At 67.6% G+C, this 11,881-nt stretch carries 6 protein-coding genes and 3 pseudogenes; 6 read left to right on the top strand and 3 right to left on the bottom strand.

Features of this window, described 5'->3' with window-relative positions; translation table 11 throughout:
- Positions 1-690: 690 nt before the first annotated feature.
- Positions 691-1,370: pseudogene (locus AC1DVZ_RS15060) on the bottom strand (alpha-hydroxy acid oxidase).
- Positions 1,267-1,599: pseudogene (locus tag AC1DVZ_RS15055) on the bottom strand (alpha-hydroxy-acid oxidizing protein); the annotation flags it as partial. The pseudogenes AC1DVZ_RS15055 and AC1DVZ_RS15060, both read right to left, overlap by 104 nt.
- 482 nt (positions 1,600-2,081) lie before the next feature.
- On the opposite strand from AC1DVZ_RS15055, the gene AC1DVZ_RS15050 reads away from it, so the two are divergent.
- From AC1DVZ_RS15050 to AC1DVZ_RS15030, 5 genes and pseudogenes are all read left to right on the top strand, one after another.
- Positions 2,082-3,281: an IS110 family RNA-guided transposase gene (locus tag AC1DVZ_RS15050; RefSeq protein WP_477619018.1), complete on the top strand. Its 1,200-nt coding sequence runs from the start codon at positions 2,082-2,084 to the stop codon at positions 3,279-3,281.
- 227 nt (positions 3,282-3,508) lie between these two features.
- The gene (locus AC1DVZ_RS15045) at positions 3,509-4,777 is read left to right on the top strand and encodes a M20 metallopeptidase family protein (protein ID WP_477619017.1); all 1,269 of its coding nucleotides are present in this window, start codon (positions 3,509-3,511) and stop codon (positions 4,775-4,777) included.
- Positions 4,778-4,887: 110 nt separating this feature from the next.
- The gene (locus tag AC1DVZ_RS15040) at positions 4,888-6,342 is read left to right on the top strand and encodes an aldehyde dehydrogenase family protein (protein ID WP_477619016.1); all 1,455 of its coding nucleotides are present in this window, start codon (positions 4,888-4,890) and stop codon (positions 6,340-6,342) included.
- An 83-nt stretch (positions 6,343-6,425) separates the two neighbouring features.
- On the top strand, positions 6,426-7,574 hold the full coding sequence (locus AC1DVZ_RS15035; RefSeq protein WP_477619015.1) for a glycerate kinase: 1,149 nt from the start codon (positions 6,426-6,428) through the stop codon (positions 7,572-7,574).
- A 41-nt stretch (positions 7,575-7,615) separates the two neighbouring features.
- Positions 7,616-8,140 (top strand): annotated as a pseudogene (locus tag AC1DVZ_RS15030) (phosphoenolpyruvate carboxykinase domain-containing protein); the annotation flags it as partial.
- Positions 8,141-8,429: 289 nt separating this feature from the next.
- Here the strand turns inward: AC1DVZ_RS15030 and mobF are convergent.
- On the bottom strand, positions 8,430-11,357 hold the full coding sequence (gene mobF, locus AC1DVZ_RS15025) for a MobF family relaxase (RefSeq protein ID WP_477619014.1): 2,928 nt from the start codon (positions 11,355-11,357) through the stop codon (positions 8,430-8,432).
- 255 nt (positions 11,358-11,612) lie between these two features.
- On the opposite strand from mobF, the gene AC1DVZ_RS15020 reads away from it, so the two are divergent.
- Positions 11,613-11,789 (top strand): hypothetical protein, encoded by a 177-nt coding sequence (locus AC1DVZ_RS15020; protein WP_477619013.1) that lies wholly within the window; start codon positions 11,613-11,615, stop codon positions 11,787-11,789.
- The last annotated feature ends 92 nt before the right edge of the window (positions 11,790-11,881 follow it).

The raw sequence follows: 11,881 nt of genomic DNA, 5'->3' as shown, positions 1-11,881 counted from the left end.
CATGTTCATGATCTCCTCGGCAGACTTCACGGTGTCCCTCCTGGGGTCGGCAGGCGCTTCAGCACCGCCAACCGCACTCCAGGAGGGGCCTCAGCCGCGGGACGCGACGAGGCAGACGAACTCGTGTCGGGCAGATCTCATGACCGCCAGCGGGCAACTCTCATGTCCGCCACCGGGCAGCCTCGTGGCCGTCTCCGGGCAGTTTCTCGTGGCCGCCCTCACGCAAGCCTGGTTGTCACGAAGACCTTCACCACACGGTTCTGTAGTTCCCTTCCCCCTCGGGACGCATTGGCGCTGTTCCAGCGTATGCGTCGACCTACTAGCAGCAAACACGTGTGGAACAGGGCAACTGATTGATACTGTCCTCGGTGACGGGCCGGCGTGGAACCACCCGGGCGGCTGCCTTGGCGCCCTACCGCGCTGGATTCGAAGAGGTGCGGGGCCTGGTCGTGGTGAATGACTCGACGAACTACTGGGAGTTCACCCTGCCTTTGGCGGAGCAGCCGGGCGCCAGTCCGGACGCGGTCGGCTCGGCGGTCGTTGGGTCATCGACGAGTTCAGCCAGACCAAGTCATTGGCGATCGACCTGCGATGACCGCCAACACCGTCGTGGGGAGCAGCGCCCGGAACTGTCCTGAGACGGCGTGCTCCCGCTGCCGAAACTGATCGGGTCTTTCATGGCACGTGTGCTCATCGCCACCGACAAGTTCCTTCCGCCGCGAGGCCGTATAAGTATGGGCGGCCAATCGATACCGCGTCGGCCCCGAGGGCGATGGCCTTTAAGACGTCCGTACCGCGCCGAATGCCGCCGTCCACGTAGATCTCGATCCTGCCTTGGACGCGGTCGACGATTTCGGGGAGCACGTCCAACGGGCTTGCCATATGGTCGAGCTGACGTCCACCGTGGTTGCTGATTTGCGCGGCGTCCAGTCCCATATCGGCCGCCCGCACCACGTCGTCGGCATTCACGCAGCCCTTGAGGATGATCTTTCCCGGCCAGCGTTCGCGCAGGTCGGCAAGGTCGTCCCAGCCGATGGGCACAAAGGCCCCCATGAGGCTCCGCCACATGTCGGGGGTGCTGGTGAGGGGTCCTTCGGGCCTGCGGTGATCCAGGTTGGGGAAAGCCAGGGCATCGCCGAGCAGAAAGCCCAAAGACCATGCGGGCCGAGTGATGCCCTCAATAATCGTTCTGGGCTTGATGGTAGGGGGGTAGTAAACCCGTGACGCTGATCTCGCTCCCGGTGGCCGACGGTTCGGCTATCGACGTTAATCAGCAGCGCCTCGTAACCAGAGGCCGAGACCCGGCCCAGCAGGGCCTGTGTCGCCCCTCGGTCCAGCCGCAGCCTTGTGTTGAACCAACGCCCGTGCATGGGGCGCGGCGGCCGACACGTCCTCCATGGGCGTGTTGCTCAGGCCTGCCAGTCCATACGCCACGCCCGCCCCGGCGGCGGCGCGGACTACGGAAAGCTCACCTTCCGGACGAAAGAGTCTGGTTGCCCCAGTTGGAGCGAGCATCAGGGGAAGCTCGCTCCGTGCGCCTAGGATCGTGGTACTCGGATCCGGGTAGTTCAGGCTCCCATAGCGAGGTACAAAGGAATAGTCCCGGTAGGCATCCTAGTTGCGGCGAAGCGTGACCTCATCTTCAGCCCCACCCTCGAGGTAGTCAAAGATGCTTCCGGGCAACCGGCGCCGTGCCCCTTGGCGCATGTCCTCCACCGTGAGGTATTTGCGCCGGAGACGCTCTTGTGGCGTTCGGGCGCGTTGTGGCATCTGGACCAGGCCCAAGAGGTCTGTGGGCTTCATTGCACTCCTTGTGTGCGTATGTACCGTCGGACCCGCGGGCGGCGCGCTAGCGAGCTGCTTGACGATTGCCGGTAGGACCGGCGTCCGGCCAGACTCGGTCCAGGTGTTCGGCGGGACGCTCTCCTTGCGGCTGCCCACCCGGCTCGGGTGTGGCTCATTATCGGTTTGCGTTCCCGCCGGCCGCCGTGCCGGTGTGTGGCTCCAGAGGGGTCTGCCCCGCTCTCAGCAGCAGTGCCCACCCGGTGTCCTCAACTCATCACGGTGGGAAGGCGAAGGTCATGGCGAAGGTGTTCATCGGGGTCGATCCCCACAAGCTGTCGGCGACCATCGAAGTCGTCGATGACCGCGAGAGGGTCCTGGCGACCGGGCGGTTCGCCACGGACAAGGCCGGGTATGCCGCGATGCGCAAACACGTCGCCGCGTATCCCGAGCGAACCTGGGCGGTCGAGGGCAGCAACGGCGCCGGCCGCCCATTGGCGCAGCGGCTCTTGGCAGACGGCGAGCCCGTCGTCGACGTCCCGGCAAAGCTCTCAGCTCGGGCCAGGGCGCTGGACACCGGGCACAACCGCAAGACCGACCCGCACGACGCTCACGCCGTGGCGGTGGTTGCGGTCCGCACCCCGAACTTGCGGGTGCTGGCCCACGACGTGCAGCTGGAGGCGCTCCGGTTGCTGGTCGACCGGCGCGCCGAGCTGACCCGGTCCCGGATCCAGTGCGTGAACCGGGTCCACCGGCTGCTGTCCGAACTCGTTCCGGGACAGTCGAAGAAGGACATCACCACCGGCCAGGCCAAGGCCATCCTCGCCACCGTCAAGCCCCGCGACGTCGCGGGGAAGACCCGCCGCCGTCTCGCCGCGGAGCAGATCGCTGAGCTGGTGGCGATCGAGAAGAAGACCAAGTCCCTCACCAAAGAGCTCAAGGACATGGTCCTGGCCACCGGATCCACCCTGATGGACCTGCCCGGGGTCGGGCCGGTCGTGGCCGCAAGGGTCCTGGCCGACACCGGCGACATCACCCGGTTCGCCGACCGCAACCGGTTCGCGTCCTGGACCGGCACCGCACCCATCGAAGCCTCCTCCGGGGAGGTCGTCCGGCACCGCCTCTCCCGCGCCGGGAACCGGCGGATGAACCACATGATCCATATCGCCGCCGCCACCCAGATCCGCCTCGACACGGACGGCCAGGCCTACTACCGACGCAAGATCGCAGCCGGTAAGTCCCGCCGCGAAGCGATGCGTTGCCTCAAGCGCCGCATCTTCGACGCTCTGTACCGCCGGCTCCGAGTCGACGTCGCCGCGGGCGTGGACACGGGCCCGGGAGGGCACCGCGGGGCGTCACACAAATCCAGCGCGGCCGGCTTGCACCCGCATACCGGCACTTCGGATCAGCCACTCCCGGGACCCGCTTCACCGACGCTACCCGCGACCGTGACGACGCGAAAGACCACGGCGCCCAGGACCCTCCAACCCGCCCCTTGACAACAGAGGGGTGCCGGTAAGACGTATGGACGAACCCAAACCTGTAACAGCGATACGCTTGGTGACTTACATGAGGAAGCAGTCGTTGACAGAACCCTCGTCATCTCAGCTAGAATACGAAACAACGTTACATTGCGTATCTGCACTGTAAGGGCGCACCAGGTCTCGGTGTAGATCTCACGCCAGAGGGTTCGTGGGGTTTCGAGCCCGGTGTCCTAGGAGGAGATGTGTCCAATCTCGTCAGTGCAGCCGCCGAGCTGTCTCCGGAGTTGCGGCGGATGCGGCGTCGGTTCCACCGGGTTCCCGAGGTGGGCCTGCAACTCCCGCGGACCCAGGAGATGCTTCTGGAGGAACTCTCGGGACTGCCCTTGGAGATCTCGGTCGGTGAGAGTTTGACCTCGGTCGTCGCGGTGCTCCGGGGCGGCTCAGCTGGAGCGACGGGACGTCGGTCGGTTCTGTTGCGAGCCGACATGGACGCGTTGCCCGTTCACGAGGAGGTGGAGTCGCCGTTCCGGTCGCAGACTCCCGATCGCATGCACGCCTGTGGGCATGACCTGCACATGTCGATGGCTATCGGGGCGGCCCGGCTGCTGGCGGATCGGCGCGAGGAACTGGCAGGGGATGTGGTGTTCATGTTCCAGCCCGGTGAGGAAGGGCACGACGGAGCCAGTTACATGATCCGCGAGGGGGTGCTGGAAGCCGCCGGGACGCCGGTCCTCGCCGCGTATGCTCTGCACGTCTTCTCGGGGTCGCTGCCAAGCGGGCAGTTCTCAGCTCGTCCCGGGACGACCATGTCCGCATCGGATGACCTGAAGGTCGTCGTGCACGGGCGAGGTGGTCACGGGTCGACGCCTCACAAGGCTAATGATCCGGTCGTAGCCATGTCCGAGATGGTGCTGGCGCTGCAGACGATGGTGACTAGGAAGTTCGACATCTTCGACCCCGTCGTTGTGACAGTTGGCAGCCTTCATGCCGGCCATCAGCGCAACACGATTCCGGAGTCAGGCTACTTCGATGCAACGGTTCGGACCTTCTCACCCGTTGCGCGGCAACGAATCCGCCACCTGGTACCGGACCTGATCGAGGGCATTGCTGCCGCCCACGGGGTACGCGTTACGTGCACGTGGGAGGGCGGATACCCGTTGCTCCAAAACAATGCCTTGGAGGTGCTGTTCGCTGAAGCGCTAGTCCGTGAGATGTTCGGACCTGGACGCTTCCACCCGCTCGAGCGCCCCTTTGCTGCGTCGGAAGACTTTGCGCGAGTGCTCAACGAGGTTCCCGGTGCCCTGATCGCGCTCTCGGCGGTTCCGCACGGTGACGACCCCGATATGGCGGCCTTTAACCACAGTCCGCACGCACACTTCGACGAAAGCATCATGCCCCATGGAGCGGCGCTGCTCGCTCAGCTTGCCGCAGCGAAGCTCGACAGGGATCGCACGAGCGGCGACGAGTCCGACCTGCGGTCGAGGACCTTGCCGGCTGGCGCAGGGCCCTAACCGGTGGTGGCGGACAGGGCATTTGTGGTGTCCGAAGCGTAATGGCGGGCTCGCCCTGCTCACACAGACAATTGATTGCTGACACAGCTGATCTGGCGGAAAGGAAACCGATGACCATCACCGCGCCGACTTCTTCCGAGTCGTTCGCCTCCTGGATTGACGGAAGGTGGCGCCAACGAGATGAGGGGTTCGCCGCGGTCAATCCGTCCGACGCCAAACCCTTCGCGAAACTGGCAGCCGCAACCACAGACGATGTCGACGCCGCAGTTGCGAGTGCGCGCACCGCCTTCGAGACCAACCGTTACGTGCCGCCCATCGTGCGCGCTGGTTGGTGTAGGTCCGCAGCTCAAGCGCTGTCGGCGGCTCACGAGGAGCTCGCCCACGTCCTATCCACGGAGCATGGAAAGCCGATCTCAGAGGCCCGCGGCGAGATCATGTTCGCGGTGGGTGGCCTGGAGATGGCTGCTGAAACAGTCTTGTCGCTCAGCGCCGAGGTGCCCCACGTCCAAGATCCGAACAAGCGCGTCCTGGTGCGCCGTGACGGGTTGGGCGTCTGGGCTGTCATTACACCGTGGAACTTTCCTGTCAATATCCCCGTCGAGTACATCGGCCCCGCACTGGCGACAGGCAACGCGGTGGTCTGGAAGCCGGCCCCGACCACCGCAGTTGTCGCCGCGAAGTTCCGGGAGGTGCTTCTCGAGGCGGACTTCCCGCAGGATCTGCTGCAGCTGGTGATCACCGATGATGTCGCTGTGGCGAGTCACCTCGTGACGCATCCGGGGGTGACCGCCGTGGGATTCACCGGCGGCAGCAGCACGGGGCAGTCCATTGCGAAGGCGGCATGGGACAAGAAGCTGCTTCTCGAGTTGGGTGGCAACTGCCCCGTGATCGTCCTCGGCGACGCCGACCTGGATCTCGCAGCCTCGGCCATCACCAACTCCGCGTTCTGGAACGCAGGGCAGGTCTGCAGCGCCGCCGGGAAGGTACTGGTGCACGAGTCCTGTGCCGGAGAGCTTGCTCAGCTGATCACCGCTCGCCTCGACGACACGGTCGTCGGTTCGCCGCTGGACAGCGGCACCACGATGGGGCCGGTCCACCTGGAATCGAGCATCAACCGGTTCGATCGCCTGATCGGCGACGCTCGATCACGCGGCGCCGCCGTGATGGCAGGCGGGGAGCGCATCAGCGGGCGTGAAGGCTTCTACTTCTCGCCGACGATCCTAACCGGAGTGGACACCGCAGCTCAGATCTTCAGGGAGGAGACCTTCGGGCCGATCGCGTCGCTGTCCACCTTCACCGACGAGAGCCAGATGCTGGATGCAGCCAATGCCGGTGACTTTGGTCTGGTCGGGTCGCTGTTCACCACGAACCTCTCCAAGGCATTCCGGATGGGTGAACGCATCGACTGCGGCCTGGTCGTGGTGAACGACTCGACGAACTACTGGGAGTTCACCCTGCCTTTCGGCGGAGCAGCCGGGCGCCAGTCCGGACGCGGTCGGCTCGGCGGTCGTTGGGTCATCGACGAGTTCAGCCAGACGAAGTCATTGGCGATCGACGTGCGATGACCGTCAACACCGTCGTGGGGAGCAGCGTTTGGAACGGTCCTGAGCTGCCGCGCTCCCGCCGCCGAAACTGATCGGGTCTTTCCATGGCACGTGTGCTCATCGCCACCGACAAGTTCAAAGGGTCGCTTACCGCGGCGCARGTTRCKGCGGCGCTCACCGTTGGGWTGCGCCGCGCCCTGCCCGACTTGGTGGTGGACTCGGTCCCGATCGCGGATGGCGGCGACGGCACGGTGGCCGCCGCGCTCGCCGCGGGATTCACTCGGGTCGAGGTGGCGGCGAGTGGCCCGACGGGGCAGCCGGTGCGGACCTGCTTCGCTCGCAGAGGCGACGTGGCGGTGGTGGAGCTGGCCGAGGTGTCGGGGCTGGTCCGGCTGCCCGAGGGCCGAATGGCTCCTTTGACCGCGACCAGCCGCGGCACCGGTGAAGTCATCGCGGGGGCCATCGATGCGGGCTGCAGGCACGTGGTCCTCGGCATCGGCGGCAGTGCGTCGACGGACGGAGGAGCCGGACTGATTCAGGCACTCGGGGCCAGGCTCACCGATGCCGACGGACGAGAGATCGATCCCGGCGGGCTGGGCCTTGCCGACGTTGCGGCCATCGACCTCCAGCCACTGCGTGCCCGGATGGCCGGCATGCGCCTGTCGGTCGCATGCGACGTCAACAACCCGCTCACCGGGCCGCTGGGCGCCGCCGCGGTATACGGCCCTCAGAAGGGCGCGAACCCCGAGCAGGTGGTGCTCCTAGACCGGGCCCTCGACCGATTCGCCGACGTGGCGTCGAGCGTCACTGGCGCCGATGTGCGCGATGTGCCCGGAGCTGGGGCTGCCGGTGGGGTCGGTTTCGCGCTGCTGGCGTTGCTGGATGCCGACCTCCGTTCCGGCATCGACGTGGTCCTCGAGCTCGCCGGCTTCGACGAGCGGCTGTCAGGTGCCGGACTTGTCGTCACAGGCGAGGGATCCCTCGACGAGCAGACGCTTCACGGCAAGGCCGTGGCGGGGGTCGCGTACCACGCTCGGGCGCGGGGCATTCCCGTCGTTGCGGTGTGCGGTCGCACATCGTTGACCCAGCGTGAGCTCCGCGAGGCCGGGATCGCCGCGGCGTACCCCCTCACCACACTCGAGCCGCACGTCGGTCGCTGCATGGAACACGCAGCGCCACTGCTCGAATTGCTCGGCGAGCAGATCGCCGCCATGCACCTGTCCGAACCGAGCGCGAGGAAGGGAAACGCGTGAGGGTGCCCCGCTGGAAGATGCAGTCTCCTACTACCACCACGAGCGCCGGCACCGTCATGGGCGCCACGCTCTCGTCGGAGACGCCCGCCGCGGCGACCGGCGCCGTGGGCGTCGTCCGCCGCGACCCGATGGCGATGCTGCCGTTCATCGGCTACAACGCCGGCGACTACTTCCAGCACTGGCTGAACCTCGGCAAGAACGCCGACTCGACCAGGCTCCCGAAGATCTTCTACGTCAACTGGTTCCGTCGCGACGACGACGGCGGCTTCCTGTGGCCGGGCTTCGGTGAGAACAGCCGCGTCCTGAAGTGGGCCATCGAGCGCACCGAGGGCAAGGCCGCCGCGGTCGAGACCCCGATCGGCCACGTGCTGACCCCTGAGTCGCTCGACACCTCAGGTCTCGACCTTAGTGACGCCGATATCGAGGCGGCGCTCAAGGTCGACCCCGAGGAGTGGAAGGCCGAGATCCCGCAGATCGAGGAGTGGTTCGCCAAGTTCGGCAACACCCTGCCGACCCAGCTCCAGGTCGAGCTCGACGGCCTCAAGGCCCGCCTCGGCGTCGAGTAACCCATGTGGCACTACGCGCTCTTCGACTACGACCCCGCGCTTGGACAGGATCTCGATGAGTGGCGCGACGAGTTGGCGGAAAAGGGGTGGCAGTTTTGGTGTGTCGACGGCCAACGTAGCGGCGCATGGATCAACATTGAGGGCCGACACGTTTGGCGCCTCAGCCTCCGGCGGTGGGACAATTAGCCTCGCTTCGCGAGGCGCGAATTTGGCGTCTCCAGAGGGGCACTGTCGCTCTCCTCAGATTGACTCGAGCATGTCAATGGTTTGCCGCCAAGTGTGTTGTGGATCAAATGCGGGGCGTCCTCACAGCTGCGGCACGGCGCGCATCCTGTGTCGCGGCGCCTTGGGCTTCGAGGCGCCAAGGGGCCAATATGGCGGTCGTTTCCGCCTGCCGGACGTGGGTGGCTGAGGTGTCGGCGCCGGTGGTGGTGATGGCGTTGCGGAGCACGTCGACGGGGTGCGCCTGGTCGGGTTGGTCGTGCCTGGAGGGGGTGTCGGGGTCGAGAGCAGTGTCGACATATAGATGATTGGCATCGCGGCCGCGCGTGGCCATGACGTAGAGGGGTTCGCGGAGGGTGGTTGCAGCGATGTAGGCGTGGCCGGTGTCGACGGTGCGGCCTTGGGCTCGGTGGGCGGTGGTGGCGTACCCTAGCTCGACGTGCTCGGCGACGTAGTCGGCCGGGAGCACCGCCGCGGCCCCGCCACCGGCGCGGGTGACGTGCAGCGACCCGTTGGCGTGCATCTGGTTGACGACCCACTCGTCGCCGTTCTTCACCCACCCGCGACCGGTGGCCAGGGCACGGTGATTGAGCCGAGTCACAACCACATCCCCGACCCCGACCGTAGTCCCGTCACCGAGGCGCAACCCATCGGCAGTCACCTCACCGGTGGCGACGCGGTGGTCTCGGGCTCGGGTGTTGAGGTCTGTCACGGTCTGGGTGTCTGCGGCGAGCATGAGCGAGCGATGGCCGGTCTGCGTGTCGGTGCGCCAGGCGTCGAAGAGCAGGTCGAGAAGGTCCTCTCGCGTCCCGGCCTGGACCCGGTCGTGGGTCAGGTAGGTGCCGGCGACCTGGGTGTCGCCGCGGCGCAGCCGGAGCGTGGCGTCGGCTTCCCAGTCGTGGGCAAACCGTTTGACCTCGTGCAGGGTGGGGGTGTCGTGCCCGCGGTCGTCGGCGAGGAGCTTGAATGCGCCGCCAGCCTGCACGGGGGACAATTGCGCCCAATCGCCCACCAGGAGGACCTTCGCGCCAACCGCGGCGGCGTGGCTGGCGATCCGGTCCAGGTCCTTTGTCGCGGCCATGGATGCCTCGTCGATGATGAGGAGCTGCCCGGGTCGCAGCGCCCAACGGGCGTACGCCTCATATGCCTTGGCTGCCCCCTGCTCCAGGGCGCGGGTTTGGGGGGAGGGGTAGGCGCGGGCCAACCGGGCGGCAAACTCCTGGACGGCGGCGCGCCGCTCGGGGGTGCGGTCGTGCTCGGCGAGCCACTTGGCGGTGTTCTCGGTTGACACGCCAACGGCGTCGGCGAGCACTTCCGCGGCGGCCGCGGAGGGTGCAAGCCCGACGACCGACCTGGGCCCGTGAGTGGCCTCCCACACCGCCCGCACCGCGGCCATGGTGCTGGACTTCCCGGTCCCAGCCGCCCCGACGAGTACGTCAAGTCGTCGCCCCGAGGTGACTATCTGGATGACGGCATCGACCTGCTCGCCGGACACAGGGTGGTCGCGGTCGGGTGGGCTCCAGCCGGTCACCTGGGCCGCCACCACTGCGGGCACGGTGGGTGCGTCGGTGGCGCGGCCGAGTTCGAGGAGTCGGGCTTCGGCGGCGAGGAGTTCGGCGGTGGCGTAGACCTCGCTGTTGCGGGCTCGGAACTTGCTGGACCCGTCGGCGCGTTGCAGCGCCTCCGGTAGGAGGCCGACCTCGGGTGGGGTGAGCATTACCGCCAGTTCGGCGGCGTAGGTGGCGGTCTTCTCGGCGACGGCGATCCGGTCGGTGGGGGTCGCGAACCGGACCCCGTGCAGCTGGCGCAGGGTCTCGGCGAGCAGGTTCGCGCGGGTGAACGTGGCCCGCTTGTCGGCCACCTTGTCCAACACCAGGGTGGCGGCGTCGCGCAGGATCGCGTCGTCGATGTCCGCCGCGGTGAGCAGGGGTTGGGTGTTGCGGCCCGCCAGGCTGGCCACCCACGACGCCGGGTCGGTGTCGAGGTGCAGCCTAGCTCGGTGGCGCCAGTCCTCGATCAGCTGACCCAACGGTGTGAGGGTCTTGGGGTCGCGGGTTGTCAGAGTGGCCTGCTGCCGCAGCCGGAGGATCTCCGGCCCGGCTGCGGGCCGTCCGTGCGCGGCCTGGAACTGGGCCACCATGTGCTTGGTGGCGTTCTCGATTGCGCTGGTCCGTCGGGAGAACTCGTCGCGCAGGGGGGCGGGGACGCCGTCGACCTCCCACTTCGGCTCCGCCGAACGGCGGCGTTGTTCCGGGGTCCAGGCCCAGCCGAGGTCGGCGGTGAGCTCGTCGGCGAGGATCCCGTTGTACAGCGCGGACATGCCGACCGTGGCCCGGAACAGGGCCTTGGAGTCCAGGGTGCGCCACTTGCCGTCGGTCAAGCCCTGGGCGCGGTTGAGGACGACGACGTGGGTGTGCAGCTGGGGGTCGTGGGCGCGGGAGTCCCAGTGGTCGAACGCCATCGCCACCACCCCGCGCACCTCCTCGGACAGCACGCCACCGCGGCCGGTGCGGGTGGCGAAGACCTGCGACTCCCCATATGCAATGACGGCCTCCAGTGCCCGCCGGTGCGCGGCATGGATCTGCTGCCGGGTGTCGTCGTCGCCGAGCGCCCACGCAACGGAGACGGACTTGGGGACGGAGAAGGTGAGGTCGAACCCGGCCACCGCCTGGGATGCTCTCCGCCGCCGGCCCAGGTGGTCGACGAACGCGCTGCGGGGCCCCGCCGGTGGGCGTCCGAGGGGTTGGCCGGTGACCGGGTCCTGCAGCATTCCGAGCATTCGCCATAGCTGCTCCTCGGTGACCACGGTCCCGCGTTGGACGCCGGCGCCGTCGGCGAGGCCGGCCAGGCCGGCGCCGAGGAACCGGCCCGACGGGGTGCCCTCCGCGGCGTAGTACGCCGTCAGCCCCGCGGCGGGGCCGGCCTCGTCCATCCGTGCCACCGACGACATCAGGTACCGGTAGCCGGCCCCGAGCGTCATGCGCCTGATCGACATTGTCACACCGGGTAGACGGGACGTTCGGGGCACCGCCGGGACCACGCGAGCCACCTTGGTGCCAACGTGTGGCGCCGATGGTTGGTGGGGTGGCGGGTGGCGGGTGGTGGGTAGGTGGGGGTCGGCTGTGGGCGGGCGGTGGGGTGATGGTGGGGTGATGGTGGGGAGGGGTCGCGATGTCGGGGTGCCAGGTCGGGATGGAGCTGTGTTGATTCGCGTGTGCCCAGGGGGATCGGGCGGCGGGATCGCTTGCCTGTGTTCGAGCGCCTGCTGCGACGTCACGCGCTGTTCGTCGCATCGCGGCTCATGCCACGAGACCTCGAGGGGCTCAGCCTGACCCTGTGGACGTTCCAGAGCCGTGCCGTGTACGACCACCTCCGGCGCGACGGCGTCCTGGTCGGCGACCCGGCGGTAGACCTCGGTCTTCGTTGAGGCCCAGCGCTGGATGTTCGATGAGCCGCGGGTCGTCGTCAGGGCGGGTCGCGTGATGGAGTGCGGCGGGGGAGCAGCTCTCCAAGGGCAAG

This window comes from Pedococcus sp. P2_E5 (assembly GCF_056403895.1).
This window is presented reverse-complemented; position numbering and strand designations above follow the sequence as displayed.

Coding starts and splice junctions, on each gene's coding strand:
- mobF (WP_477619014.1), bottom strand. CDS start 11,357: ATGTCGATCAGGCGCATGACGCTCGGGGCCGGCTACCGGTACCTGATG.
- AC1DVZ_RS15040 (WP_477619016.1), top strand. CDS start 4,888: ATGACCATCACCGCGCCGACTTCTTCCGAGTCGTTCGCCTCCTGGATT.
- AC1DVZ_RS15050 (WP_477619018.1), top strand. CDS start 2,082: ATGGCGAAGGTGTTCATCGGGGTCGATCCCCACAAGCTGTCGGCGACC.